We start from the raw sequence: 25,877 nt of genomic DNA on the forward strand, positions 1-25,877 counted from the left end.
TCAGGCGACCTGCAGGCTCCGCTTCGACAACCCCATCCAGAATCCGTCGATGACCTGGATGCCGGGCTCGTCGGGGGTGGTGGCTGCGCCGAGGGTGACGAACAACGGCGTGTAGTGCTCGACGGTGGGGTGGGCGTAGGGCATCCCGGGGGCCTTCGATGCGTATGCCGCGAGCGTGTCGACGTCGCCGCGGGCCATCGCCTCGCCTGCCCACGCGTCGAAGTCGCGCGACCAGCCGGGCGCGGCAGCCTCGATGCGGAACTCCTTGAGGAAGGGCAGGCCGTGGGTGAGGAAGCCCGACCCGATGATCAGCACGCCCTCGTCGCGCAGCGGCTTGAGGCGCTCGCCCAGCTTCATCAGCTTGACCGGGTCGTCGGTGGGCAGCGACATCTGCAGGACGGGGACGTCGCCCTTGGGATACATGATCTTCAGCGGGACCCACGCGCCGTGGTCGAGCCCGCGACTGGTGTGCTGGTGCACCGGCTCGCCCGCGGGCATCATCGCGGCCACGCGCTGAGCGAGCGCGGAGGCGTCGGGGGTCTCGTAGGTCATCTGGTAGTACTTCGGCGCGAACCCGCCGAAGTCATAGACCAACGGGGCGTAGTTGGCGCTCAGGCTGACTGGCGCGGACTCCCAGTGGGCGCTGACGATCAGGATCGCCTTGGGTCGCGGGAGGTCGCGGGCCCAGGCCGCGAGCTGACCCGACCAGATGGGGTCGTCGAGCAGGGGCGGGGCTCCGTGGCCGATGTAGAGGGCCGGCATGCGTGCGTTCATGACCACCTCAATGGTTGTTGCTTCAACTTTATTCCAGGGTAGTTCAGGACAACCGTGTCATGGTCGAGCCTCGGGAACGTTCCTCTTGTCCTGAACTAGGGGGGGCAGCTGCCAGTCCACCGGCGCCGCCCCCTGCTCCTCCAGCAGCCGGTTGACCCGGCTGAACGGGCGGGAGCCGAAGAAGCCGCGCGACGCGGACAGGGGCGAGGGGTGCGCCGACTCGACCCACGGCACGGGTCCGAGCAACGGCTTGAGCGACTGGGCGTCTCGTCCCCACAGGATGGCCGCGCACGGGCCGCCGCGCTGGGCCAACGCGGTGATCGCGCGCTCGGTGACGGCTTCCCAGCCCCGGCCGCGGTGCGAGGCGGGCGCGCCTGGACGGACGGTGAGCACCCGGTTGAGGAGCATCACTCCCCGGTCGGCCCAGGCGGTCAGGTCGCCGTGCGGCACGGGCTCGGCGCCCACGTCGCTGGCCAGCTCTCGATAGATGTTGGCCAGCGACCTCGGCACCGGGCGCACGTCGGGCGCCACCGAGAAGGACAACCCGACCGCGTGGCCCGGCGTGGGGTAGGGGTCCTGCCCGACGATCAGCACGCGGACGTCGCGCAGCGGCCGCTCGAAGGCCCGCATCACCCGCTCGCCGGCCGGCAGGTAGTCGTGCCCGGCCGCGATCTCGGCGCGCAGGAAGCCGCCCATCGTGGCGATCTGGTCGTCCACCGGCGCCAACGCCTGTGCCCAGTCCTGGGCGACGAGGCCGCGGTCGACGAGACCTGCCAGTGCGCTCATCGCGGCGGAAGAGGTCGGGAGAGCCGGTCGAGGAAGGCGATCAGCAGCGCCTCCCGCATGGCGGGCGCCGCGACGTCCAGCATCGCGTTGACCTCTGCCATCCGCTCCGGCAGCGCGAGCGACCCGTCGGCGCCCTCGCCCACCAGCCCCGACGCCGCGAGCAGGCCGTCGAAGTCGGCGTCGGTGAGGGCGTGCGGGTCGAGCGCGGCGATGAAGTCGACGACGCCCCGGTCGACGGTCACGGGCCCGGCTGCCTGTGCAGCGACCACCGACTCGCGCAACGCGGAGGTGAAGTCGTCGAGGTGCTGACGTGTCGCCGCGCTCACCGACAGGTGGACGGTCGCAGGCTGGCCGGCGAAGGAGAGCTGGGGCTGCACGTACCACCCGCGCGAGACGAGCTCGTCGGTGAGCGTGAAGGGGTCGCAGGACGTGTCGGTGGCCAACGCGACCAGGGTCGAGTCGGGGCGTACGACGACGCTCAGCGCAGGCTCGGCAGTGACCGCGGCGACGATGTGGTCCACAGCCGCGAAGACGTCCTCGGCCAGTCGGAGGTAGCCGGCGTCGCCGATCGCCGAGACCACCGCCCAGGTGCCGGCGACGGGTCCGCCGGAACGGGTCGACTGGGTCGTCTGGTTGAGCATCGTGTAGCCGGGCCAGGCCGCGGAGGCGAAGAACTGCGGTCGGCGCAGGCCGGCGTCGCGGTGCAGCAGCAGCGAGGTGCCCTTGGGGCATAGGCGTACTTGTGCGTGTCGACCGAGATCGAGGTGACCCCGTCCACCGCGAAGGTCCAGGGCGCGACCGGGCGACCCAGCCGTGCGGCGTATGGCAACACCCACCCGCCGATGCAGGCGTCGACGTGGCAGCGCACGCCTGCGGCCGCTGCCGCTGCCGCGATCTCGGCGACCGGGTCGACGACCCCGTGGGCATAGGACGGGGCGCTGGCCACGACCAGGACCGTGGAGTCGTCGATCGCAGCAGCCATCGCGGTGGCGTCGGCGCGGAAGCCGGCGTCCACCGGGACGAGGACCGGTTCGACCCCGAAGTAGTGCGCAGCCTTGTGGAAGGCGGCGTGGGCGGTCGACGGCAGCACCATCCGTGGACGCGGCACGTCGGGACGGCTGTCACGGGCGCCCTGCACGGCCAGGAGGATCGACTCGGTGCCGCCGGAGGTGACGGTCCCGACGACGGTGTCGGGCGCGTCGAGCAGGCCGGCGGCGAAGCCGACGAGCTCGTTCTCCATCGTGAGCAGCGAGGGGAACGCAGTCGGGTCGAGGGCGTTGGACCCGGCGTAGGCCGCCACGGCCTCACGCGCGATCCGGTCCACCTCGTCGTCGCCGCTGTCATAGACGTAGGCCAGCGTCCGGCCGCCGTGCACGGGCAGGTCGAGGGCCTGCAGGGCTCGCATCCGGGCGAGGGGGTCGACCGACTCAGACAACGTGTGCTCCTTCGGCGCGGGCGACCGCATCGGCATCCAGGGAGTATCGACGCAACCACCAGAGGCTGACCAGCACCAGCGTCGCCGGCAGCACCGAGAAGCCGAGGGTGATCGCGGTCTGGGCAGAGCCCGGCTGGGCGACCGACCCGCCCTCGGACGAGACGTAGCCTCCGAGGGCCAGCACGACGGCGAAGAGGCCCGGCCCCAGCGCAAGGCCGAGCGTCTCGCCGGCCGTCCACACGCCGGTGTAGACGCCGGTGCGGTTCTCGCCCGTCCGCGCGGCGTCGGTGGCAGCCGCGTCGGGGAGCATCGCCATCGGGAAGACCTGGCAGCCGGCATAGCCGACCCCGACGAGCGCCGTTGCGGCGAAGACGACAGCAGCGGGCGCGCTCTGGGCGAAGACGGCGAGGAGCGCGCCGGCGGCCAGCACGAGCGAGGCCACCACGTAGCCACGCCGCTTGCCGACCCTTTCACCCCACCGTGCCCAGACCGGGGTCAGGAGCAGTGCCGGGCCGACGAAGCAGACGAACAGGATCGTCGCGGCGCCCCGGTCGTCCAGCACGTCACCGGCCAGGTAGTCCACACCGGCGAGCATGCAGCCGGTGGCCAGCGCCTGCAGGACGAAGGTCGTCAGCAGCAGCCGGAAGTCGCGGGCGCGCGCGACGATCCGAAGCTGTTCGCGGAGCGAGCCGGCACCGGCAGACACCGCTCCGATGGGGGCGTCGCGGGTGCCCCACCACGAGGCCACGACGCCGACCACGATGAGGCCCGCCATCACCAGGCCCATCACGCGATAGCCCGCACGCCCGCCGACCGCGTCGCGGATCACGGGCGCCGACGCCCCGGCCAGCATGATCGTGAAGGCGAGGATCGCCACGCGCGCGGTCATCAGGCGGGTGCGCTCGTTGTAGGACGAGGTGATCTCGGCCGGCATCGCGACGTACGGCACCTGGAAGAACGCGTATGCCGATGCGGCCAGCACGAAGAAGAGCAGCACCCACGCGGCCTCCAACCCCTGCGCCCCGAGATCGGGGGCGGCAAAGATGAGGGCGAACGCGCCCGCCAGCATGAGGCCGGCGCGGATCAGCCACGGCCGGCGGGGGCCGGTGGGGTCGACCGTGCGGTCGGAGATCCGGCCGGCGATCGGGTTGAGCACGACGTCCCAGGCCTTGGGCAGGAAGACGATCAGGCCGGCCCACAGGGCGGCGATGCCGAGCTCGTCGGTGAGGTAGGGCAGGAGCATCAACCCCGGCACCGTGCCGAACGCGCCGGTGGCCACCGAGCCCGACCCATAGCCGATGCGGACGCTGCGTGGCAGGCGGCCGGATGCGTCGCTCACGTCAGACCCGCGTCACTGTCCGAGTGAACGTGAGCTGGCGGAGCCATAGCGGCGGTCGGGGTTCACCCCGATCCCATCGGAGGTTGCGCCCTTCTTCTTCGCCGGGGCCCTCTTCGCCGGGGCCTTCTTGGCGGACGCCGTCTTCGCCGTCGCTGTCTTCTTCGTCGCAGTCTTCTTGGCGGCGGCCGTCTTCGCCGTCGCTGCCTTCTTCGCCGCGGCCTTCTTGCTCGTACGGCGCGGCTCGGCGCTCGACCACTGCTGGATCCACTCGTCCATCACGCGCCAGGTGGTGCCTCGCGCCGCACGGCCGGTCAGCATGCCGAGATGGCCGCCGGGGACGATCTCGAACCGGACGTCCGGGGACCCGGTGAGGAGGTCGACGACGGGCCGCACCGACTTGATCGGCGCGATCCCGTCGGTGGCGCCGCCGAAGACCAGCACCGGCACGTCGATGTTCGACAGCTCGATGTCACGATCACCGAAGGGCATGACCCCCTCGGCGAGGGCGTTGCCCTTGACGAAGCGGTGGTAGAGCTGGCCGAACGACCTGCCGGGATAGGCGATCATGTTGGCCATGAAGCGGTCGACCGCCTCGAGCTGGGCGAGGAAGTCGGCGTCGTCGAGGTGCGTCAGGACGACCAATGGCTTGGTGACGACCTTCTGTGCCGACGCCGCGGTGAACGCCCAGTTGACCAGCGGCTGGGGGATGCCGCCGAGGGCGCGGTAGGCGCGGGTGATCGCACCGGTGCGGCCCTGGGCGAGGTTGAGCAGGGGGCGCACGGGCGCCATCAGCGGAACCTTGGAGACGTCGACCGGGGAGCCGACGACGGTCAGCGAGGCGATCGGCAAGCCGGGGTTGTCGGCGGCGGTGAGGAGGCTGAAGATGCCTCCCAGGCTCCAACCGACCAGGTGCACCGGTCGCCCGCCGGCGTGGGCCGACACGGCCTCGATCGCTGTGGGCAGCACCTCGTCGACCCAGTGCTCCATGCCGAGCGAGCGGTTGCGGAAGGAGACCTGGCCGTATTCCACGAGGTAGGTGCGCCGCCCCTGTGTCACGAAGTGCTCGACCAGGGAGCAGCCCCGCCTCAGGTCGAAGCACAGGGCCGGCGCAGCGAGCGGGGTCACCAGCAGCACCGGGTCGCCCGTCTCCGTCACTCCGGCCGCGGGACGGTAGTGGTAGACCTCGCGCAGCTCACCCTCGTCGATCAGGGTGCGAGCCATCGGCCGCAGGTCCGCCAAGCCGCCGTACAACGCCTTGTGTGCGACGTTGCTGGCGGCCGCGATCACCTGGTCGGGCTTCGGGATGAGGTCCATGGAAAGAAATCTACGGGTCGGTGCATCCGTTTGGACCCTGCGCCCGGAGAAGGGGGTGATGGGCGCAAACTCGCCGCGCCCCCGACGGAAGGCTCTCCCCATGAAGCGAATCACCAGCACACTGGCTGCAGCTGCGGTCCTGGCGCTCGGCGGCGTCACGGCGATCGGTCCGGCATCACAGGCCCAGGTCGCCGCACCCGGCGAGACCAGCCTGGCCGAGGTGCTCACCTCCGACAACAACAAGTTCGACAACAACGCCAAGGACTTCGACATCGTGACCGAGGCCGCGCTGGCCGTCATCGGCGCCAAGCCCGGCTCCCCGGTGGCCCTGCTGGCCGACGGATCAAGCAGGGCGACCGTGTTCGCCCCCACCGACCAGGCGTTCCGCCTCCTCGCCAAGGACCTGACCGGCAAGACCATCCGGAGCGAGAAGAAGATCTTCTCCTCCCTGGTCGAGCTTGCCGGCGTCGACACCATCGAGACCGTCCTGCTCTACCACGTCGTCCCCGGCAAGACCCTGACGAGCAAGAAGGTGCTGGCAGCAGACGGCGCCAAGCTCGCCACCGCCGCGGGCAAGAAGGTCAAGGTCGTCGTCCGCGACCACCCGACGCAGGTCATCTTGAAGGACAAGGACCGCAACGACCGCGACCCCCGGGCCGTGCTCTCCGCGCTCGACATCAACAAGGGCAACAAGCAGGTCGCCCACGCCATCGACCGGGTGCTGCGCCCGATCAACCTCTGAGCGGGTCCGACGCAGTCGGCGGGGTGGAGGCGCGAGATGACGACATCACTGCTCTCCATCCCGCCGCCCGCCCAGTACGGTGGACGGGTGATCGGCGGCGCTGCGCTCGAGGACGAGGCGCCCCACGACCCTGTCGACGACCAGGTCACCGCCCTGGCCCAGCGCCTCGTGGACGGTGATCACGCCAGCCTGGCCGAGGTCTTCGACCGATGGTCGCCCCTGGTGCACACGATCGCCCTGCGATCCCTCGCCAACGCGCAGGACGCCGAGGACGTGACCCAGCAGGTCTTCGTCGCAGCCTGGCGCAGCCGCCACACCCTGACGCCCTCGCCGGCCGCGCTTCCGGCCTGGCTGATCGGGATCGCCCGCCACAAGATCGCCGACCTCCGGTCGGAGCGCGCGCGAGACGCACGACGACTCGCGGCGGTCGCGGCCGTCCGGGTCGAGACCGAGGTGTTTGAGCCGGCCGTGGTCGACCAGGTCCTGGTCCGCCACTGCGTCGACGAGCTTCCCGAACCACGTCGCACCATCGTGATGCTGGCGTTCTGGGCGGACCTCACCGGCACCCAGATCGCCGAACGGCTCGACCTGCCCCTGGGCACGGTGAAGAGCCACGTCCGACGGGGACTGATACACCTGCAACGTCGACTGGAGGAGGTGCGCGATGGCTCACGTTGAGCCGGAGGGGCTGGCAGCGCTCGTCCTCGGCGAGGACGACACGCCGCCCGAGGTCACCGCCCACGTCGAGGCCTGCGCCGAGTGCCGCTCGCTCGTGGAGTCCCTCGTCGACGTACGCCGAGCGGCCGGCGCCGACGCACTGGTGCCACCGCCCCCGGGCCTGCGTGAGCGTGTGCTCGCCGCCACCGGGCAAGCCACGGCCGAGCCGGTCGGCGTGGCGACGGACCCAGCCGCCGACCGGCCGACGGTGCTGCGACCGCGTCGCGGCGTGCCGGCCTGGGCGGCCGGTCTGGCCGCTGCGGTCACGCTCGTCGGCGGAATCGGCCTCGGGCAGGCGCTGGGGAGAGCTGACTCGCCGTCCCCTGACCCCGACCCCACGGTCCTCGCCGCCACCGACCTCACCACCGTGGGGGGCACCGACCCCCGTGGGCTGGCGCGCGTCGAGCAGGCCGACGGCGCGGTCGTCCTGCACGTCGAGGCGGCAGCGCTCGAGGACGACGGCGAGCTGCGCGAGGTGTGGCTGCTCAACCTCGACGGCACGCGCATGGTGTCCGTGGGGTTCCTGGCCGTGGGGGACGAGGGTGACTTCGACGTGCCCCAGCGGCTGCTCGACGAGGGCTACCGCATCGTCGACATCTCCGTGGAGCCGGACGACGGCGACCCCACCCACTCAGGGGTGAGCGTCGCACGCGGAGAGCTGACCTGACCCTCGACATCGAGGCCGCCCGGGACTAGACACAGGTCATGATGAAGACCTTCGCGGCCATGGGTGCAGCGGCAGTCGGGGCGCTGGCGGCTCGCGACCTCGTCCAGAAGGAGCACGCGCTCAAGCGCAACTACCCGGTGATCGCCAACCTGCGCTACCTGCTCGAGCGGGTCGGCCCGGAGCTGCGCCAATACATCATCACCGACAACGACCAGGAGCGGCCGTTCAGCCGCGACCAGCGGCGCTGGGTCTACGCCTCCGCCAAGCTGCAGAACAACTACTTCGGGTTCGGGAGCGACAACGACCTCGAGGGCCACGTCGGCTATCCGATCATCAAGCAGCGCACCTTCGCCGACGTCGCACCGGCCACCGGCACGCACGCGGGGGAGGCGACCCCGCTGCCCTCGGCGAAGGTGATCGGTGCCACCCGTGGGCGTCGGGGGGCCTTCCGGCCCGAGTCGGTCGTCAACATCTCGGGCATGAGCTTCGGCTCGCTCAGCAGCGCCGCGATCGTCGCGCTCAACCGGGGCGCAGCGCTCGCCGGCTGCCTCCACAACACCGGGGAGGGGGCCTTGTCGCCATACCACCGCGAAGGTGGAGACCTGGTCTTCCAGATCGGCACGTCCTACTTCGGCTGCCGCGACGAGCAGGGGCGCTTCGACCTCGACCGGTTGGTCGACCTGTGCGCCGGTGCGCCGGTCAAGATGCTCGAGGTCAAGCTCTCGCAGGGCGCCAAGCCCGGACTGGGCGGGATGCTCCCCGGGGTCAAGGTGACCGAGGAGATCGCCCAGATCCGCGGCATCCCGGCCGGGGTCGACTGCGCCTCACCCAGCCGGCACCAGGCGTTCAACGACGTGGACTCGATGCTCGACTTCGTCGAGATGGTCGCGGGTGCGACCGGGCTGCCGGTCGGGCTCAAGAGTGCAGTCGGCAACATGGACTTCTGGGACGACCTGATCGGCGCGATGAGCCCCGAGCGCATGGTCGACTTCATCAACATCGACGGGGGAGAGGGCGGCACCGGTGCAGCCCCCCTCGTCTTCGCCGACTCGGTGTCCTTTCCCTTCCGGGTCGCCTTCTCCAAGGTCTACCGCCGGTTTGCCGAGGCCGGTCTGACCGACGACATCACCTTCATCGGTGCCGGCAAGCTGGGCCTGCCCGACAACGCGCTCGTCGCCTTCGCCCTCGGCTGCGACATGGTCAACGTCGGCCGCGAGGCGATGCTGGCGATCGGCTGCATCCAGGCGCAGAAGTGCCACACCGACTCGTGTCCCACCGGGGTCGCGACCCAGCGTCCGTGGCTGATGCACGGACTCGATCCCGACCTCAAGGCGGCGCGGGCGGCCAACTACATCAAGACCCTGCGCCGCGACCTGCTCAAGGTCTCCGAGGCGGTCGGTGTCGCACACCCGGCCCTGATCACGGCCGACGACATCGACCTGATCGACGGGCTCCAGTCATCGCGACCGTTGCGCGAGGTCTATGGCTACGGTCGGCGGTGGGGGACCGTCGGCCCCGCGGCGGCGGAGGAGATCACGGCGATCATGGCGCAGCTGCACCTCCCCGAGCCGGCCTAGCTGCCGCGAACCGGCCGGACCGTCTTGCCGTGCTCGGGACGGACCTGAGCCATCTCGTTGAGGAAGCTGTCGGCCCAGGCGGTGACGTCGTTGTCGACGACCTGCTTGCGCATCGCCCGCATCCGCTTGGCGGTCTCCTTGGGGTCGGCATCGAAGGCCTCCATCAGCATGCTCTTCATGCCGTTGATGTCATAGGGATTGACCATGTAGGCCTGACGCAGCTCGTGTGCGGCGCCGGCGAACTCCGAGAGCACCAGGGCGCCCTGGTCGTCGTAGCGGCAGGCGACGTATTCCTTCGCCACCAGGTTCATCCCGTCGCGATAGGGCGTGACGACCATGATGTCGGCCGCACGATAGAGCGCGGCCATCTCCTCCCGGGGGTAGGAGGAGTGGAGGTAGGAGATCGCCGGCCGGCCGATCCGACCCAGGTCGCCGTTGATCCGGCCCACCAGCCGGTCGATGTCGTCGCGCAGGATGCGGTACTGCTCGACCCGCTCGCGTGAAGGGGTCGCGACCTGGACGAAGACGGCGTCCTCCACGTCCAGTCGCCCCTCGGCGATGAGCTCGGCGAAGGCGCGCAACCGGGCATAGATGCCCTTGGTGTAGTCGAGCCGGTCGATCCCGAGGAAGATCTTGCGAGGGTTGCCCAGGGCCTCGCGGATGGCGGCCGCACGCTCCATCACCGACTCCTGGCGGGCGAGCTCGATGAATCCGGCAGCGTCGATGGAGATGGGGAACGCCGCCGCCTTCACGCTCCGCCCGTCGGGCAGGTAGACGAGGTCGCGGTGGGTCTTGTGGCCGAGCCGCTGCCTGACGAGTCGCACGAAGTTGGCCGCGCCGCCGGGCAGCTGGAAGCCGATCAGGTCGGCACCGAGGAGCCCCTCGAGGAGCTGCCGCCGCCACGGCAGCTGGCTGAAGAGCTCGGGTGGTGGGAACGGGATGTGGAGATAGAAGCCGATCCGCAGGTCGGGCCGGAGCTCACGCAGCATCTGCGGGACCAGCTGGAGCTGGTAGTCCTGGACCCAGACGGTGGCCCCCTCGTTGGCGATCTGGGCCGCACGCTCGGCGAAGCGTCGGTTGACCCGGACGTAGCAGTCCCACCACTCGCGGTGGAACTCAGGCTTGGCGACGAGGTCGTGGTAGAGCGGCCACAGGGTTCCGTTGGAGAAGCCCTCGTAGAACTCCCGGACCTCCTCCTCGCTCAGATACATCGGCACCAGCTGCAGGCCGTCCTCGACGAACGGCTCCGGCTCGGTGTCGTCGCCGGAGCCGGGCCAGCCGATCCAGGCGCCCTCGTTGGCCCGCATCACGGGCTCCAGCGCGGAGACCAGGCCGCCCGGTGAACGGCGCCAGCCAGCAGTGCCGTCGGGCAGGGTCACGTGGTCGACGGGCAGACGGTTGGCGACGATGACGAGGTCAGCACGCCCTGGTTTGCTCACGGCGGCAACCCTAGTCGGGCTGACGGCTTCGGGGGCCACCCCGATCGGCGAGAACGGAGTCCGGCGGCGAGTCCGCCCGCGACTCGCCGTGAGCGAATGACATCGATGTCGTTCGTCGCCTACAGTGATAGTGAACGCAGGACACCGACTCAGGAGCTACGCATGGACGCCGCGAACGCATACGCCGCATCCGAGGGCGAGAACGCCCCCGGGCTGAGTCACCGCGACTGCGAGATCCTCGAGTTCGAGAGGCACTGGTGGAAGTTCGCCGGCGCCAAGGAGCAGGCGGTCCGCGAGAAGTTCGACATGGGCTCGACGCGCTACTACCAGGTCCTCAACGCCCTGATCGACCGTCCCGAGGCTCTCGAGGCCGACCCGCTGCTGGTGCGCCGGCTGCGCCGGCTGCGCGCCTCGCGGCAGCGCCAGCGCTCGGCCCGGCGCCTCGGCTTCGACGTCTGATCCGCCCATGTGCTCGCCTACTTCCCCCTGTGAGGCACCCGTGACCGACACGACCGACCCGCGAGCACGCTCCGAGCGTGGCGTGGCCTTCCCCTCCCCGCTGGTGATGCTCAGCGTCATCGCGGTCGCGATGGCCGGCTTCGCCTTCGTCGCCACCCGCGACGCGGGGCCGCAGGAGCGCAAGGTCACCACCGCCGCCTCGACCCCGAGCCCGACCCCGACGACCGCAGCCGCACCCCTCGCGCCGACCAGGACCGCCAAGCCCAAGCCCGTCGTCAAGCGCGGCGAGGTCTACGTCGAGGTCTTCAACAACACCGGCATCAAGGGCCTGGCCGCCTCCACCGCAGCCAAGGCCACCCAGGTCGGCTGGCAGGTCGTCGGCGAGGACAACTGGGTCGGCGTCATCCCCACCTCCACCGTCTACTACCCCGAGCGCCTCAAGGCTGCGGGCAAGCAGCTGGCCCTCGATCTCGGCATCGACCGCACGGCCCCGGCCGTCCCGCCGGCCATGGACATGGACCGGCTGACCGTCATCCTCGCCAACTAGGTTTCGTGACAGGCGCCAGGGCGCCTTCCTCAACCACCGGCGGTGACAGGCGCCAGGGCGCCTTCCTCAACCACCGGGGCGACCTGAACCGGGTCCCGTGATTGGCTCTGCGCATGCAGTTCACGTCCGAGGCCGCCAGTCAGCGTTACTCCGAGCTCGTTGCTCGCGCGAGCGAGACCGTCATCGGTCTCGACTTCGACGGCGTGCTCTCGCCGATCGTCGAGGACCCGGCCGCGGCCTACATCCATGCCGATGCGGCGGAGGTGCTCGGAGACCTCGCGGGCGTCGTGCGCGCGGTCGCGGTCGTGACCGGCCGCCCCGCCCGGCAGGCGATCGTCCTCGGTGGTCTCGACGAGATGGGGATCTCCATGGGCGAAGCGGGCAAGGAGCTCTTCGTCTTCGGTCAGTACGGCAACGAGCGCTGGTCCTCCACCGAGCGTCGGGTGGTCTCGCCGCGTCCGCCACACGGGCTGTCCTCGTTCCAGCGGGACCTGCCCGACCTGCTGCGGCGCAGCGGAGCGAGCGAGGCGTTCGTGGAGGAGAAGGGGCTGGCCGTCGCCGTACACACCCGACGCCTCGAGGACGCGCAGGCGGCCTTCGAGCGGCTGCTGCCGCCGATGACAGAGCTCGCCCAGAGGCACGGACTGGTCGTCGAACCGGGCCGCAACGTGATCGAGGTCCGGGCCCCGGGCAGCACAAGGGAGACGCCGTGCGCACGCTCGTGCGCGAGCAGCAGGCCGGCGGGGTGTTCTTCGCCGGTGACGACCTCGGTGACGTCCCGGCGTTCGAGGCCGTGGCCGAGCTGCGCGAGCAGGGTCTGGCGGCGCTGCTGGTCTGCGCGGCCTCCACCGAGCAGGAGGCCCTCCTGCCGTTGGCCGACGTCGTCGTCGACGGTCCCGACGGTGTGCTCGCGCTGCTGCGGACCCTCGCCGCGGACGCCCGCGCCTGACCCGGCCAACGGCGCCACCATGTGGACACGATGTGCACATGGTGAGACGGCCTGTCTACGCTAGAGACCTCATCACGAGGGACTGAGGGAACGGCCCGACGAAGTCCCGGCAACCGCCACGAACCTCCGCTCGCACGCGAGCGTCGCGGAAACGGTGCCAATTCCGTCCCGGAGCGAAAGTCGCGCCGGGGTAGATGAGAAGGAGGATTTCGTCATGACTGCTGTTGTCGACAACCCGGCCACCACCGCTGGCACCCTGCGCGACGGGGCCTTCGGGCACGCCCGTGCCCTCGTGTGCCGCGAGTGCAAGCACGAGGTCGAGCTCGGACCGCACTACGCGTGTCCGGAGTGCTTCGGCCCCCTCGAGGTCGCCTACGACTTCCCGGCCGTGACCCGGGAGGAGATCGCGGCAGGCCCGGCCAACATCTGGCGCTACAAGGCGCTGCTCCCGGTGCCGAGCGACATCGAGCAGAGCCCCAACATGGAGCCCGGCTTCACCCGGCTGCTCAAGGCCCACAACCTCGGCCGCGAGCTCGGCATCGACAACCTCTGGGTCAAGGACGACTCCACCAACCCGACCAACTCCTTCAAGGACCGCGTCGTCGCCTGCGCCCTGAGCGCGGCTCGCGAGCTCGACGCGAAGGTCTTCGCCTGCCCCTCGACAGGCAACCTCGCCAACGCCGTCGCGGCGGCCGGTGCCCGGGCCGGGATCAAGACGGTCGTCTTCATCCCGAGCAACCTCGAGAAGCCCAAGCAGGTCAACTCGGCCGTCTACACCGACAAGCTCGTCGCGGTGAACGGCAACTACGACGACGTCAACAAGCTCGCCTCCGAGATCGCCGGTGAGGAGGAGGGCTGGGCGTTCGTCAACGTCAACGTCCGCCCGTTCTATGCCGAGGGCTCCAAGACGCTGGGCTACGAGATCGCCGAGCAGCTCGGCTGGCGCCTGCCCGACCAGATCGTCATCCCCGTCGCCTCCGGCTCCCAGCTGACCAAGGTCGACAAGGCCTTCCAGGAGCTGATCAAGCTCGGGCTCGTCGAGGACAAGCCCTACAAGGTCTATGGCGCCCAGGCGACCGGCTGCTCGCCGGTCAGCGTGGCCTACAAGGCCGGCGTCGACGCCATCCGCCCGGTCAAGCCCGACACGATCGCCAAGAGCCTGGCCATCGGCAACCCCGCCGACGGCATCTACGTCCTCGACGTGTGCCGCCGCACGGGCGGTGCGGTGGAGGACATCACCGACGACGAGGTCCGTGACGGCATCGTGCTGCTCGCGCGCACCGAGGGCATCTTCACCGAGACCGCCGGTGGCACCACGGTCGGCGTGCTCAAGAAGCTCGTCGAGAGCGGACAGCTCGACACCAGCCTCGAGACGGTCGTCATCAACACCGGCCACGGCCTCAAGACGCTCGACGCGGTCGCCGACCGGGTCAGTGCCGCTGCCACCATCGAGCCCACCTACTCCGCCTTCACCGCCGCCAACCTCGTCTAGTTCCGTGACGGCGCCAAGGCGCCTCCTCGACCATCGAAAAGAGCCAGCTCATGAGCGTCTCGGTCCGCATCCCGACCATCCTGCGCACCTACACCAACGGTGAGTCCGAGGTGACCGCCTCGGGCGACACCCTCGCCGCCGTGCTCGACGACCTCGACGCCAACTTCGCCGGCATCAAGGGCAGGGTGCTCGACGAGTCCGGCAACCTGCGCCGCTTCGTCAACGTCTACGTGGGCAACGACGACGTGCGCTTCCTCGACAACCTCGACACTCCGACCCCGGCCGGCACCCAGGTCTCGGTCATCCCGGCCGTCGCAGGCGGTTGCTGACCCGGCAGCAGACCTGCCGGGTCAACGTCGACCTCGATCAAGGATCGCGTACGTCGATGAGCGCGGCGTTGCCACGTCCGTCGATCCGGACCTCGGCGACCGCGCCGTCGACCAGCTGCGCCTCCATGTCCGCGGCCTTGTCCTGGGGGAGGAAGAAGCTGTCGATGCCGCAGCGGATCTGCCAGTCCGAGTCGTCGCAGGCGAGATAGGGGCCTTCGTCGGGCCGGTCGCGCAGGAACTCGTCGGCGACCATCACGCCACCCTCCTCGGTCAGGGTGATGAACACCCGACCGCTCTCGCCGTCGTCCATGGCCCCCATGCCTCCGCCGTCGCTCCAGCTGTCGTCGTGCCGGAGGTCTGGATAGTCCAGGGTCACGTAGGCACCGCGGAACGGATCGATCGGGTCCAGCGGCGCGACCCGCAGCTGATAGGTGTCGCCCGTGAGCCGCGCCGAGAGCTGTGGCGCCACGGCGGCGCCCACGAGCACGGCCTGCACGGCCGCAACGATGGCGACCTTGGCGATGGTCTTCATGACTGCACTCCCTCGAGGTTGCTGGCGATCTCGCGCCGTGCTCGGTCGAAGCCGAAGCCGGTGGCGAGGAAGACGAGCCCGAGCACGACGAAGAGCCAGGCCCCCTGGACGATCGCTGCGAAGACCGCGAAGCTCTGGAACGTGGTGAAGACGACCAGCCCCACCATGGCGATCGCCGTGAGGACCGGGTTGTCGCGCAGGGTCCCGATGGCGACCAGGGCGACGGCGAGCGCGACGAAGGCAACGACCCCGACGGCCGCGTGCGCCCAGTCCGCGGCCTCGACCCGGGTGGTGTCGGTCCCGGTGTCCCACAGCACCATCAGCGACGCGATGGCCAGGACCGCTGCCGCGCCGAGCGGCTCGAACCGGGCGTGGCCACGGCCCAGCGCCAACGCCGCCCCCGCCGCGACGGCTGCGAGAACGGCCGCCACGACCAGCCAGCCCGTCCACTCGAAGCCGTCGGTGGTCGAGTAGGGCACGGCGGCGATGAAGAGGCCGATCATGGCCAGGAGCGCGCCGACCGAGCGCCATACCTGCCCGAAGCCGGTCAGTCCGCGGTCGTGGACCACCGCCAGGGACACGGCGGCGACGGCCGCCGTACCGAAGCCCACGACCGCACCGGCAGCGCTGGCGCTCTCCCACAACGGCCACCAGATCCACCAGGTCACGCCGGTGATGACCCCGACCACGAGGGGCATGAGGGCCCGGAAGCCGTAGGCGTGGGCGAGCGCCCCGGCCGACCAGAAGCCAACGAGTGCCGGGGAGAAGGCAGGCACCTGGAGCGACTGGGCGGCCTGGAAGACGACTGCGCCGAAGGCGAGCGTGGCCATCAGCCGCAGCGCACCGCGACCCGCACCGCTGGCCCTCGACAGCTCGGCGGCTGCCAGGAGCGCCAGCCAGATGGCCGCCACGACCCCGAAGCGCAGCAGCGGGGGGAGCTGGTCGAGGTTGGCGGCGACCAGCCAGATCAGCCCGATCCCGACGAAAGCACCGCCGAGGAAGAGCATCAGGCGACCCAGCGAGAAGCGACGTCGGCGATCACCTGCGTCGACGTAGCGTGCAGTGATGGCGTGGGCAGTCGCCGCGTCGAGGAGCCCCTCGGTCTGCCAGGCGTCGACCTCCTGGCGGAGCCACCGGTAGCGATCCGTGCTCACCGGGTGTTGCGCAGTGGTTTCCATGGGCTCATCGTGGACCCCGGCGCTGCTCGACGGCGTGAGTACGCGCCACCAGATGGTCTGGCCCGTTCGTGTGCCTAGGCTTCGCCTGTGATCGGCACCGCCCTCACCGGCTTTGGGACCGGCCTGTCGCTCATCGTGGCCATCGGCGCGCAGAACGCGTTCGTCCTGCGCCAGGGCATCCGCCGCGAGCACGTCCTCGCGGTGGCCGCTCTCTGCGCCGCGGCCGACGCTGCCCTCATCGTGGCCGGGGTCCTCGGCATCGGGACCGTCGTCGAGCGTGCGCCCCTGGCCCTCGACGTGCTGCGCTGGGGCGGCGTGGTCTTCCTCCTCGGCTATGCGGCGCTCGCGCTCCGCCGGGCAGCTCGCCCCCACCACCTCCGCGTCAACGGCCAGGGCGCCGGGGCCGGACTGCGGGCGGCGCTCGTGACCGCCGCGGCTCTCACCTTCCTCAACCCACACGTCTATCTCGACACCGTGCTCCTGCTGGGATCGATCGCCAACCAGCACGGCTCGTCCGGCCGGTGGGTGTTCGCGGCGGGTGCGGTGACCGCGAGCGTCCTGTGGTTCTTCGGTCTGGCGTACGGCGCTCGCACCCTGGCTCCAGTCTTCGAGCGGCCGGCCGCGTGGCGGGTCCTCGACGGGTTGATCGCCGTGGTGATGGTCGCGATCGCCCTCGGCCTCGCGGCGGGGTGAGGCGGTCTCGTTAGGGTCGCCCGGTGTCCTCGACCTCCCCTGACGTGCTCCTCGCCACCAGTGCCGACTGGCCGTCGGGCGAGCCGGGCTCCGCCGCCCTCGACGCCGCCCTCGATGCCCGCGGCGTCGCGAGCTGCTGGGTGGTCTGGGACGACCCGGCCGTCGACTGGTCCGCCGGCCTCGTCGCGGTGCGATCCACGTGGGACTACATGGGTCGGCCCGCGGACTTCCTCGAGTGGGCGGGCTCGCTCGAGCAGTCGCGACTGCTCAACGGTGCCGACGTCTTCAGGTGGAACCTCGACAAGCTCTATCTGACGCGACTCGACGCGGTGCCCGTCGTGCCGACCGTCCCCGCGGACGACCGGCCATCGCTGGCAGCGGCGGTCGCCGGCTTCGGGCGATCGGTCGTCAAGCCCCGCGTCGGTGCTGGTGGTGCCGGCGTGCTCGTCGTCGACGACCCGGCCGACGAACGCCTGGGTCGCGACTTCGTCGACCACCCCGAGCTGCCGATGGCCCGCGGGCCGTGGGTCGTGCAGCCGCTGTTGGAGTCGGTGCGAACCCTCGGCGAGACCTCGGTGTTCGTGCTCGACGGCGTCGCGGTGAGCCAGGTCGACAAGCTGCCCGGTGGCGACGAGATCCGCGTGCACGAGCACTACGGCGGTGTGTCGACGCCGGTGGAGCTCCGGCCCGAGATGGCTGGGCTGGCGGAGCGCGCGATGGCTGCGGCGGCCGGCCTCACGGGCCGCCCCCTCGACTACGGCCGCGTCGACCTGCTGCACCACGAGGGGGAGTGGTTGGTCAGCGAGCTCGAGGTGACGGAGCCGGGGCTCTACCTCGGCGTACTCCCCGCCAATGCGGACGCGTTCGCCGACCTGCTCGCGCGGCGGCTGGGTCGGTCCTGAACTTCCACGCACCTGCGTCGAAGTGCGGCCCGTCAGGCCAGTAGCCGCCCGCACTTCCGCGCGTCTGCGTGGAACTTGGGACATCAGTTGCGCACGCCCTCCAACCTGACGGGGCACGATGGCGTTGTGGTGGGCATGGAACGGCAGCTGGACGACCGCGAGTCGTTCACGGCCTGGGCGACGGCTCGTCGTCCGCGGCTGCTGCGCACCGCGACCTTCGTCACCGGTGACGGCGGTCGGGCCGAGGATCTCGTCCAGGAGGCGCTGACCAAGGTCGCGCAACGATGGCCCCGACTGCGCGAGGGCAACCCGGACGCCTATGTCCGCCAGATCCTGGTCCGCGACAACATCTCGTGGTGGCGCCGCAACCGGTTCGAGGTCGCCTCCGCCGTGCCCGATCCGGGTCGTACGTCGCCGGGTGACGCCGGCGTCGAACGACGGATGCTGCTCCTCGACGCCCTGCGCCGGCTGACGGAGCGACAGCGGGCCGTGCTCGTCCTGCGCTATTTCGGGGACCTCAGCGAGGCCGAGATCGCGCACGCCCTCGGCGTCTCGACCGGCACCGTCAAGAGCACCGCCCACCTGGCCCTTCGCCGACTGCGCGAGCTGGCGCCCGAGCTCAGCGAACTGCTCGCCATGGAGCCCTCATGACCGACCGCGACCTGCGCGACCTCTTCCAGTCCGCTGCCTCCGATCTCGACCACCACCGTCCTGCGCATCACGACCTCAGCGCCATCGATCGTGCCTGGCGCGACGGCACCCGGCGACGTGTCGCCGCTCGTGCTGCGGTGGTCGGCTCGATCGCTGCGACGGTCGCAGTGGTCGCCGGCGTCGCCTTGCTCGACGAACCGTTCGATCGGGCAGCGCCCGGCTCGCCGGACGACAGGATCTCCTCACCGACGTCGACCCCGAGCTCGCCGTCCCAAGGGCCGCCCGTTGCCGAGCGTGCCGGAGATTATGAAGGGGCTCGCGTGTGGTGGGCACCGTCCGCGGCAGACGAGCCGAGCCTCCCGCCGCTGGCCGACAACCCTCTTCCTCCGGCGATCGACCTCGCGACGGCAGAGGTGGGCGACGTGGGCGAACCTGTGCTGGCGCTCTTGTCCGGTCGAGGCGTGCGGGCGTTCGCGCTGACCGCCAGCCAACGGCTCGTCGAGATCGACACCTCGCGGCTCGACCCGGTGACAGACGAGGCGGGCAATGGCCGGAGCCCGCTGTCGCCGTACAGCCTGTCCGCGGATCGGCGCCGGGCATTCTTCATCCAGCGGAGCTCACTCGAGGTGTTGGACTTCGAGACCGGGGAGTGGACGTCGATGGACACTCCCGACTGGCTGGCCGAGGGGGCGAGGTGGGTGTTGCCGGACGCGATCTGGGTGCCGGAGAGCCTGGGTGAGGACTCGAAGGGCACCGCGCACCGACTGGACGGGAGCTCATCGTCCGTCGACGTCGACTGGGTGCAGGGCTGGACAGGCCCGGACGACGAGCCCTGGGGGCCGGTGGCCTCGTCCCGCGAGGGCACTGCACAGGCAGCGTTCGTCCGGGGTCCGATCGACGGTGGCTCGGTCAGCAACCCCCAGGCCGTGATGGTCGACCGGGACGGTGGGCGGTCGGTGCTCGCGCTCGACTTCGGCCGTGCTGGACAAGGCACCCGGAGCAAGGGCTGCTGCGTCGCACTCGGCTGGCTGGACGCGGACACGGTCCTGTTCGGCTCCCAGAGCACCGAGGGGCAGAGGATCCTCGCCTGGCACGTGGACACCCCGGATGTCCGCAGGGTCGCCGACATCCTCGGGCCCGGGCGCATCACCTCCCTCGCCGACCTCTCGACCACGATCGGGTGACGCGTCGTCATTCGTTTGCACTCTCCATGGTCGAGTGCTAAACATGACGCTGGCAGTCTCGTCATGAGAGTGCCAACGCGAGACCGGTGAAGCTGAGGTCCACGCGCCGGCGGGAATGGTCCGCCGGGCAGCGGGGATCGTCCGTCGCGGGCAGCCCGCCGGTCGTCCACCCTGACTCTATGACGAAGGAAGTCTCACGAGTTATGCCTAAGCTGATTGCTTTCAATGAGGAGGCCCGCCGCGGTCTCGAGCGGGGTATGAACACCCTCGCCGACGCCGTCAAGGTCACGCTCGGCCCCAAGGGCCGCAACGTCGTGCTGGAGAAGAAGTGGGGCGCCCCCACGATCACCAACGACGGTGTCTCCATCGCCAAGGAGATCGAGCTCGAGGACCCCTACGAGAAGATCGGCGCCGAGCTGGTCAAGGAGGTCGCGAAGAAGACCGACGACGTCGCCGGTGACGGCACGACGACGGCCACCGTGCTCGCCCAGGCCATGGTTCGCGAAGGCCTGCGCAACGTCGCAGCCGGCGCCAACCCGATGGGTCTCAAGCGTGGCATCGAGGCGGCCGTGACGGCGCTCTCCGACCAGCTGCTCTCGATGGCCAAGGAGGTCGAGACGCGCGAGCAGATCGCGGCCACCGCCACCATCTCCGCCGGCGGCGACACCACCGTCGGTGACGCCATCGCCGAGGCGATGGACAAGGTCGGCAAGGAAGGCGTCATCACCGTCGAGGAGTCGAACACCTTCGGCATCGACCTCGAGCTGACCGAGGGCATGCGTTTCGACAAGGGCTACATCTCGGCCTACTTCGCCACCGACCTGGAGCGGATGGAAGCGGTCCTCGAGGACCCCTACATCCTGATCGCCAACTCCAAGGTCTCCACGGTCAAGGACCTCCTGCCGCTGCTGGAGAAGGTCATGCAGTCCGGCAAGCCGCTGCTGATCATCGCCGAGGACGTCGACGGCGAAGCGCTCTCGACCCTGGTCGTCAACAAGATCAAGGGCACCTTCAAGTCGGTCGCCGTCAAGGCTCCCGGCTTCGGTGACCGCCGCAAGGCCATGCTCCAGGACATCGCCATCCTCACCGGTGGCCAGGTCATCTCCGAGGAGGTCGGCCTCAAGCTCGAGTCGGCCGGCATCGAGCTCCTCGGCCAGGCCCGCAAGGTCGTCATCACCAAGGACGAGACCACCATCGTCGAGGGTGCCGGAGACCAGGGCCAGATCGAGGGCCGGGTCAACCAGATCCGCGCCGAGATCGAGAAGTCCGACTCCGACTACGACCGCGAGAAGCTGCAGGAGCGCCTGGCCAAGCTGGCCGGCGGCGTTGCGGTGATCAAGGTCGGCGCGGCCACCGAGGTCGAGCTGAAGGAGCGCAAGCACCGCATCGAGGACGCCGTTCGCAACGCGAAGGCTGCCGTCGAGGAGGGCATCGTCGCCGGTGGCGGCGTGGCGCTCGTCCAGGCCGGCACCGAGGCGTTCGGCAAGCTCGAGCTCGAGGGTGACGAGGCCACGGGCGCCAACATCGTGCGTGTCGCAATCGAGGCCCCGCTCAAGCAGATCGCGATCAACGCCGGCCTCGAGGGCGGCGTCGTGGCGGAGAAGGTCCGCAACCTGACGGCCGGTCACGGTCTCAACGCGGCGACGGGCGACTACGTCGACATGATCGCCGAAGGCATCATCGACCCCGCGAAGGTGACCCGCTCTGCCCTGCAGAACGCGGCCTCCATCGCGGCGCTGTTCCTCACCACCGAGGCCGTCGTGGCCGACAAGCCCGAGAAGGCTCCGGCCATGGGCGGCGGCGACGGCGGCATGGGCGGCATGGGCGGCATGGACTTCTGAGTCCGGTCCTCCTCTGAAGCACAGCTCGACAGGCAGGGCCCCGGTCTTCGGACCGGGGCCCTGCGCAGTCCGACCACTGGCGTCCGGCCGTCGAGCCTGTGGTGTGCCGACGAGCACCCTGATAGGAAGAGGCATGCGGCTCCCTGTCCCCGGCCCTCGCGACGTCCTCGGCGCGCTGGAGAAGGGCGCCGACCAGCTGGACGCCCTGTTCGGCGCCATACCGCGCGTGCTCGCACTCGTCGATCAGGCCGAGGTCCTGCTGCAGCGCGCGGCCGCGGCCGTCGACAAGGTCGAGATGGTGTCCGGGCGGGCGGCGGAGGTGGTCACACGAACCACTGGTGTCGTCGACGCCGCCGAGGCGCAGGTCGGTCGGCTCACCGCGCTGCTGGACGCGCTCGAGCCGTCGCTGACCAGGCTGCAGCCGACTCTCCAGGCGCTCGCGGACACGACGCACCCGGACGAGGTCGCGGCGCTGGTCCGGCTCGTCGACCACCTCCCCGAGCTGACGTCTCGCGTGGAGGAGGAGGTGCTGCCGATCATGGCCACCCTCGGCACCGTGGCACCCGACGTGCACGACCTGCTCACGGTCTCGCGCGAGCTCAACGACATGCTGGCGAAGCTCCCGGGCGTGGGCAGGATCAAGCGCCGCATCGACGAGGAGCAGGGCGAGGACCGCACCACGGCGACGGTGCGTGACTGACGCCGGACGCGAGCTGCGGGGAACGCTCACGAGACCGACGCCGTCCCACCTGTGTGGAACAGTTGGCGTGACGAAGGGAGCCGCATGACCCGTTGGTTGATGGTCGCGACGACGGCTGCGCTGAGCGTGATGCTCGCTGCCTGCGGCGGTGCGGAGCGCCCACGGGCCGCGGACGACGCGTCGAGCGTCGCGCCGATCGTCGAGCTGAGCGTGCCTGCGGCGCCGGCAGGTCGCTGCATGGTCCCGAGCGTGGAGAGCCTGCAGGTCCAGGACTTCGCCTTCGAAGGGGTCGTCTCCGAGATCGTCGACGGCGTTGCCACCGTCGACGTCCTCCAGACCTACGAGGGCGACGACGCCGAGACGGTCCGGATCGCCGTGCCCGACCCCGACCTCCGCGACCTGGTGCTGGCGGTCGACCTCGAGGTGCAGGGGAGCTACCTCATCAGCAGCCTGGAGGGCGAGGTCTCGGTCTGTGGCCTGAGCGGACCCAAGGACGGGCCGCTCGCCGAGCTCTACGAGCAGGCCTACCGAGGGTGAGCGGAGCAACCGCTAGAAGACGTTGAGGGGCCGGAACTGGACGCTGATCCGCGGGCCGGCCGACGCCACCTTGGGCACGGCGTGCTCCCAGGTGCGCTGGCAGGAGCCGCCCATCACGACGAGGTCGCCGTGGCCCATCGTCACAGTGATCGAGTCACCCCCACCGCGCGGGCGCAGGCACAGCCGGCGGGGGTCGCCCAGGGAGACGATGGCGACCATGGTGTCGTGGGTGCTGCCGCGACCGATCGTGTCTCCGTGCCAGGCGACGGAGTCGCGTCCGTCGCGGTAGTAGCAGCAGCCGGCGCTGACGAACGGCTCGCCGAGCTCGGGGTGGTAGTGCTCGCTCAGCCGGTCGCGGGCCTGCTCGAGGCCGGCGTGCGGCAGCGGCTCACCGAGGACGTAGGTGTGAAGAAGGCGAGGTACGTCGACGACGCGGTCATACATCTGACGCCGCTCCGCGCGCCAGGGCACCTGCGCCAGCATGACGGCGAAGATGTCGTCGGCGCCCGTCAGCCAGTCGTGCTGGACGTCGAGCCAGGCGCCGTGCGCCAGCTGTGTCCGCTCGGGGGAGAGCTGGCCGGCCACGCTGTCCCCGGTGTTGGCGGCGAAGAGGGTCGACTGGAAGTCCACCCGGTAATGCTAGCCCATGGTCGAACGTCTGTTCGAGGTGGACTTCACCCCAAGGGAGGGGATGGAGCGGTTAGCATGTCGCTCGCCCCGCCGTAACCTACGGTGGCGTCACCATCGCGACTCGCTCGGCGCTGAACGCGATGGCGACCGCAGTCGGGCGGACTCGAGACAGAGGGAACGATGGAACTCGCCGACTACCTCCGCGCGCTGCGCACCCACTGGCGCGGTGCGCTGGCCTGCGTTCTCACCGCGCTCGTCGCCGCGACGATCTTCAACCTGACCCAGCCGAAGGTCTATGCCGCCGATTCGAGCGGCTTCGTCGCCGCAGGCACCGGCGACCAGACCGCGTCGATGGCCTCGGTCTCGGACTCGGTGGCCAAGTCGCGCGCCCAGTCCTACATCGACATCGCGAAGAGCCGGGCCACCGCGCAGTCGGTGATCGACGAGCTGTCGCTGGACGCCGACCCGAGTGCGTTGATCCAGCAGATCGAGGTGTTCCAGCCGCCGGAGACGGTGCTGATCCGGGTGACCGCGCGTGCGTCCACGCCCAAGAGCGCCCAGGGCCTGGCAGACGCCTGGGTGAGGGCGTTGGCTGACCAGGTCGACGAGATCGAGAACCCGAGCGGCAGGTCGAAGGAGGCGCTGCACATCGTCCCCTACGAGTCGGCTGCACTCCCGGGCGCGCCCGCCGAGCCCAACATGGTCCGCAACGTCGGCCTGGCCCTGATCCTTGGCCTGCTCGCGGCCGTGGGGTTCGCTGTCATGCGGTCGATGCTCGACAGCCGGCTGCGCTCGGCGACCGAGGTCGAACGGCAGTTCGGTGCACCGGTGGTCGGTCAGATCCCGCTGCACGACCAGCTCATGTCCTCGGACGGTGACCAGGCGCCGTTGGCGGTCCTGCCCGGCTCGGCCTCACCTGCCGTCAGCGAGGCCTTCCGCAAGCTCCGGACCAACCTGGCCTTCATGAACGTCGACGACCCGCCTCGGGTCATCGTCGTCACGAGCCCCCAGCCCTCCGACGGCAAGTCGACCGTGGCGGCCAACCTGGCCGCGGCGATCGCCCTGAGCGGTCAGCCAGTCACCCTGATCGACGCCGACCTGCGCCGCCCGTCGGTCGCCATGAACCTCGGTCTGGACACCGTCATCGGGCTCACCGATGCGTTGGTCGGCCACGCATCGATCAGCGACGTGGGGCAGCCGCACCCCGACGTGCCGGGCCTCAAGGTCGTCGTCGCCGGGTCCATCCCGCCCAACCCCAGCGAGCTGCTGGGCTCGCGGACCCTGCAGACGATGATCGCGGAGATCGCCAGGACCGGGTGGGTCATCCTGGACGCGCCGCCCTTGATCCCGGTCACCGACGCCGCCGTCCTCTCGGCACACTCCGACGGCTGCCTGGTCGTGGTCACGCACGGACGGACCAACGTCACCGAGCTCGAGCAGGCGGTGTCGCAGCTCAACGCGGTGTCGGCCAAGATCCTCGGCGTGGTGTTCAACCGCGGCCCCCGGGTGGCAGACGTGGGCGGCTACTACGCCCGCCCCGGGACGACCCTGCCGACCCCGAGGGTCCCGGCGGAGACCGTCCCCGAGGTGTCCCGGAGCGCCCGCGGTGGCGCCCGTCGCGCCCGCTGAGGACGGGCGGGTGTCTCCGGGAGCTCTCAGGGACGACCCTCCTGGCGTCCGCCTTGGTGGACCGGACATTGTTGGGCATGACGATCTCTGGGGAGAAGACCGCCGCCGCGCGCGTTCGCGGGCTGACGAAGACCTACGGCAAGGGCGACGCGCTCGTGCGCGCGCTGGACGACGTGACGCTCGACCTGGCAGCGGGCGAGTTCACCGCGATCATGGGCCCGAGCGGCTCCGGCAAGTCGACGCTGATGCACTGCTGTGCTGCGCTGGACACGGCGACGTCCGGTGAGGTCTTCATCGGGGACCGCGAGCTCGGCAACCTCAAGGACAAGGAGCTGACCCGGCTCCGCCGCGACGAGATCGGCTTCGTCTTCCAGTCCTTCAACCTGGTGCCGACGCTGACCGCGCAGGAGAACATCCTCCTCCCACAGTCGATCGCTAGGCGCAAGCCTGAACCCGCCTGGTTCGACACGATCGTCGACACCGTCGGCATCCGCGACCGCCTGGGACACCGGCCCAACCAGCTCTCGGGGGGCCAGCAGCAGCGGGTGGCCGTGGCGCGGGCGCTGGTCAGCCGACCCACGATCGTCTTCGCCGACGAGCCCACCGGCAACCTCGACTCCCAGTCCGGTGCCGAGGTCCTCGAGCTCCTCCGCAGGAGCGCGGACGAGCACGGCCAGACGATCGTCATGGTCACCCACGACCCCGTTGCCGCCTCCTACACCGATCGCGTGGTCTTCCTCGCCGACGGCAGGATCGTCGACGAGCTGCGCGATCCCGACCGCGACGGGGTGCTCGCCGTGATGGCTCACATGTCCGCCCCCGCGAAGGGCTGAG

General features: G+C 70.4%; 28 protein-coding genes, 1 pseudogene and 1 riboswitch. Of the genes and pseudogenes, 19 read left to right on the forward strand and 10 right to left on the reverse strand.

Annotation, left to right across the window (positions count from 1 at the left end; translation table 11 throughout):
- Genes G7071_RS07650 through G7071_RS07670 form a run of 6 tightly spaced genes read right to left on the reverse strand, consistent with a single transcriptional unit; the run spans position 1 to position 5,648 of the window.
- A complete protein-coding gene (locus G7071_RS07650) occupies positions 1 to 774 on the reverse strand; it encodes a dioxygenase family protein (protein ID WP_206062944.1) in 774 nt (257 codons plus the stop codon).
- Positions 775 to 831: 57 nt separating this feature from the next.
- Positions 832 to 1,560, reverse strand: coding sequence for a uracil-DNA glycosylase (locus tag G7071_RS07655; protein ID WP_166316956.1), 729 nt, complete (start codon positions 1,558 to 1,560; stop codon positions 832 to 834).
- Positions 1,557 to 2,081 carry a hypothetical protein gene (locus G7071_RS19070; protein ID WP_246210567.1) on the reverse strand — a complete coding sequence of 175 codons (525 nt, stop codon included), beginning with the start codon at positions 2,079 to 2,081 and terminating at the stop codon, positions 1,557 to 1,559. The genes G7071_RS07655 and G7071_RS19070 overlap by 4 nt, the downstream gene beginning before the upstream one ends.
- A complete protein-coding gene (locus G7071_RS19075; RefSeq protein WP_246210568.1) occupies positions 2,039 to 2,995 on the reverse strand; it encodes an aminotransferase class V-fold PLP-dependent enzyme in 957 nt (318 codons plus the stop codon). Before G7071_RS19075 ends, G7071_RS19070 begins: the two co-directional genes overlap by 43 nt.
- Positions 2,988 to 4,334 carry an MFS transporter gene (locus G7071_RS07665; protein WP_166316959.1) on the reverse strand — a complete coding sequence of 449 codons (1,347 nt, stop codon included), beginning with the start codon at positions 4,332 to 4,334 and terminating at the stop codon, positions 2,988 to 2,990. The genes G7071_RS19075 and G7071_RS07665 overlap by 8 nt, the downstream gene beginning before the upstream one ends.
- Before the next feature lie 12 nt (positions 4,335 to 4,346).
- Positions 4,347 to 5,648, reverse strand: coding sequence for an alpha/beta fold hydrolase (locus G7071_RS07670; protein WP_166316962.1), 1,302 nt, complete (start codon positions 5,646 to 5,648; stop codon positions 4,347 to 4,349).
- 100 nt (positions 5,649 to 5,748) lie between these two features.
- Here G7071_RS07670 and G7071_RS07675 point away from each other — a divergent pair, with 100 nt between their 5' ends.
- Genes G7071_RS07675 through G7071_RS07690 form a run of 4 tightly spaced genes read left to right on the forward strand, consistent with a single transcriptional unit; the run spans position 5,749 to position 9,351 of the window.
- Positions 5,749 to 6,390: a fasciclin domain-containing protein gene (locus G7071_RS07675; protein WP_166316965.1), complete on the forward strand. Its 642-nt coding sequence runs from the start codon at positions 5,749 to 5,751 to the stop codon at positions 6,388 to 6,390.
- 36 nt (positions 6,391 to 6,426) lie between these two features.
- The gene (locus tag G7071_RS07680) at positions 6,427 to 7,068 is read left to right on the forward strand and encodes an RNA polymerase sigma factor (protein ID WP_166316968.1); all 642 of its coding nucleotides are present in this window, start codon (positions 6,427 to 6,429) and stop codon (positions 7,066 to 7,068) included.
- Complete coding sequence (locus tag G7071_RS07685; protein ID WP_166316971.1) at positions 7,055 to 7,774, forward strand: anti-sigma factor; 720 nt, start codon at positions 7,055 to 7,057, stop codon at positions 7,772 to 7,774. The genes G7071_RS07680 and G7071_RS07685 overlap by 14 nt, the downstream gene beginning before the upstream one ends.
- Positions 7,775 to 7,812: 38 nt before the next feature.
- On the forward strand, positions 7,813 to 9,351 hold the full coding sequence (locus G7071_RS07690; RefSeq protein ID WP_206062945.1) for an FMN-binding glutamate synthase family protein: 1,539 nt from the start codon (positions 7,813 to 7,815) through the stop codon (positions 9,349 to 9,351).
- Here the strand turns inward: G7071_RS07690 and G7071_RS07695 are convergent.
- On the reverse strand, positions 9,348 to 10,790 hold the full coding sequence (locus G7071_RS07695; RefSeq protein WP_166316974.1) for an alpha,alpha-trehalose-phosphate synthase (UDP-forming): 1,443 nt from the start codon (positions 10,788 to 10,790) through the stop codon (positions 9,348 to 9,350). The genes G7071_RS07690 and G7071_RS07695 overlap by 4 nt on opposite strands.
- 162 nt (positions 10,791 to 10,952) lie before the next feature.
- On the opposite strand from G7071_RS07695, the gene G7071_RS07700 reads away from it, so the two are divergent.
- The 6 genes and pseudogenes from G7071_RS07700 to G7071_RS07720 all read left to right on the forward strand — a co-directional run bounded on the left by G7071_RS07700 (position 10,953) and on the right by G7071_RS07720 (position 14,566).
- Positions 10,953 to 11,249, forward strand: coding sequence for a DUF3263 domain-containing protein (locus G7071_RS07700; protein ID WP_166316977.1), 297 nt, complete (start codon positions 10,953 to 10,955; stop codon positions 11,247 to 11,249).
- A gap of 40 nt (positions 11,250 to 11,289) precedes the next feature.
- On the forward strand, positions 11,290 to 11,796 hold the full coding sequence (locus G7071_RS07705) for a LytR C-terminal domain-containing protein (RefSeq protein WP_246210569.1): 507 nt from the start codon (positions 11,290 to 11,292) through the stop codon (positions 11,794 to 11,796).
- A 113-nt stretch (positions 11,797 to 11,909) separates the two neighbouring features.
- Positions 11,910 to 12,431 (forward strand): annotated as a pseudogene (locus G7071_RS19080) (trehalose-phosphatase); the annotation flags it as partial.
- A gap of 74 nt (positions 12,432 to 12,505) precedes the next feature.
- Complete coding sequence (locus G7071_RS19085; protein ID WP_246210675.1) at positions 12,506 to 12,745, forward strand: trehalose-phosphatase; 240 nt, start codon at positions 12,506 to 12,508, stop codon at positions 12,743 to 12,745.
- Positions 12,746 to 12,811: 66 nt separating this feature from the next.
- Positions 12,812 to 12,946: riboswitch (SAM riboswitch) on the forward strand.
- Positions 12,947 to 12,959: 13 nt separating this feature from the next.
- Positions 12,960 to 14,237 carry a threonine synthase gene (thrC, locus tag G7071_RS07715; RefSeq protein WP_166316983.1) on the forward strand — a complete coding sequence of 426 codons (1,278 nt, stop codon included), beginning with the start codon at positions 12,960 to 12,962 and terminating at the stop codon, positions 14,235 to 14,237.
- Between the two features lie 50 nt (positions 14,238 to 14,287).
- Complete coding sequence (locus tag G7071_RS07720; RefSeq protein WP_166316986.1) at positions 14,288 to 14,566, forward strand: MoaD/ThiS family protein; 279 nt, start codon at positions 14,288 to 14,290, stop codon at positions 14,564 to 14,566.
- A gap of 37 nt (positions 14,567 to 14,603) precedes the next feature.
- On the opposite strand, the gene G7071_RS07725 is transcribed toward G7071_RS07720, so the two are convergent.
- Positions 14,604 to 15,098, reverse strand: coding sequence for a GDYXXLXY domain-containing protein (locus tag G7071_RS07725; RefSeq protein ID WP_166316989.1), 495 nt, complete (start codon positions 15,096 to 15,098; stop codon positions 14,604 to 14,606).
- Positions 15,095 to 16,276 carry a DUF2157 domain-containing protein gene (locus G7071_RS07730; RefSeq protein ID WP_166316992.1) on the reverse strand — a complete coding sequence of 394 codons (1,182 nt, stop codon included), beginning with the start codon at positions 16,274 to 16,276 and terminating at the stop codon, positions 15,095 to 15,097. The genes G7071_RS07725 and G7071_RS07730 overlap by 4 nt, the downstream gene beginning before the upstream one ends.
- A gap of 87 nt (positions 16,277 to 16,363) precedes the next feature.
- Between G7071_RS07730 and G7071_RS07735 the strand changes: the two genes are divergently transcribed.
- From G7071_RS07735 to G7071_RS07765, 7 genes are all read left to right on the forward strand, one after another.
- The gene (locus G7071_RS07735; protein ID WP_166316995.1) at positions 16,364 to 16,969 is read left to right on the forward strand and encodes a LysE/ArgO family amino acid transporter; all 606 of its coding nucleotides are present in this window, start codon (positions 16,364 to 16,366) and stop codon (positions 16,967 to 16,969) included.
- A gap of 23 nt (positions 16,970 to 16,992) precedes the next feature.
- Positions 16,993 to 17,871 (forward strand): ATP-grasp domain-containing protein, encoded by an 879-nt coding sequence (locus tag G7071_RS07740; RefSeq protein WP_166316998.1) that lies wholly within the window; start codon positions 16,993 to 16,995, stop codon positions 17,869 to 17,871.
- A 135-nt stretch (positions 17,872 to 18,006) separates the two neighbouring features.
- Complete coding sequence (locus G7071_RS07745) at positions 18,007 to 18,522, forward strand: SigE family RNA polymerase sigma factor (RefSeq protein ID WP_166317001.1); 516 nt, start codon at positions 18,007 to 18,009, stop codon at positions 18,520 to 18,522.
- A complete protein-coding gene (locus G7071_RS07750; protein WP_166317004.1) occupies positions 18,519 to 19,706 on the forward strand; it encodes a hypothetical protein in 1,188 nt (395 codons plus the stop codon). The genes G7071_RS07745 and G7071_RS07750 overlap by 4 nt, the downstream gene beginning before the upstream one ends.
- A 203-nt stretch (positions 19,707 to 19,909) precedes the next feature.
- Positions 19,910 to 21,547: a chaperonin GroEL gene (gene groL, locus G7071_RS07755; protein ID WP_166317007.1), complete on the forward strand. Its 1,638-nt coding sequence runs from the start codon at positions 19,910 to 19,912 to the stop codon at positions 21,545 to 21,547.
- A gap of 133 nt (positions 21,548 to 21,680) precedes the next feature.
- Positions 21,681 to 22,247, forward strand: coding sequence for a hypothetical protein (locus G7071_RS07760; protein WP_166317010.1), 567 nt, complete (start codon positions 21,681 to 21,683; stop codon positions 22,245 to 22,247).
- Between the two features lie 84 nt (positions 22,248 to 22,331).
- Positions 22,332 to 22,784 carry a hypothetical protein gene (locus G7071_RS07765; RefSeq protein ID WP_166317013.1) on the forward strand — a complete coding sequence of 151 codons (453 nt, stop codon included), beginning with the start codon at positions 22,332 to 22,334 and terminating at the stop codon, positions 22,782 to 22,784.
- 12 nt (positions 22,785 to 22,796) lie between these two features.
- Here G7071_RS07765 and G7071_RS07770 read toward each other — a convergent pair whose 3' ends face one another.
- Positions 22,797 to 23,414 carry an alpha-ketoglutarate-dependent dioxygenase AlkB gene (locus tag G7071_RS07770; protein WP_166317016.1) on the reverse strand — a complete coding sequence of 206 codons (618 nt, stop codon included), beginning with the start codon at positions 23,412 to 23,414 and terminating at the stop codon, positions 22,797 to 22,799.
- A gap of 180 nt (positions 23,415 to 23,594) precedes the next feature.
- Between G7071_RS07770 and G7071_RS07775 the strand changes: the two genes are divergently transcribed.
- Together G7071_RS07775 and G7071_RS07780 are read left to right on the forward strand one after the other, a co-directional pair.
- The gene (locus G7071_RS07775; RefSeq protein ID WP_166317019.1) at positions 23,595 to 25,043 is read left to right on the forward strand and encodes a tyrosine-protein kinase domain-containing protein; all 1,449 of its coding nucleotides are present in this window, start codon (positions 23,595 to 23,597) and stop codon (positions 25,041 to 25,043) included.
- 77 nt (positions 25,044 to 25,120) lie between these two features.
- On the forward strand, positions 25,121 to 25,876 hold the full coding sequence (locus G7071_RS07780; protein ID WP_166317022.1) for an ABC transporter ATP-binding protein: 756 nt from the start codon (positions 25,121 to 25,123) through the stop codon (positions 25,874 to 25,876).
- Position 25,877 lies beyond the last annotated feature (1 nt).

Origin of the sequence: Nocardioides piscis, from assembly GCF_011300215.1 — a bacterium.
Classification (GTDB): Bacteria; Actinomycetota; Actinomycetes; order Propionibacteriales; family Nocardioidaceae; genus Nocardioides; species Nocardioides piscis.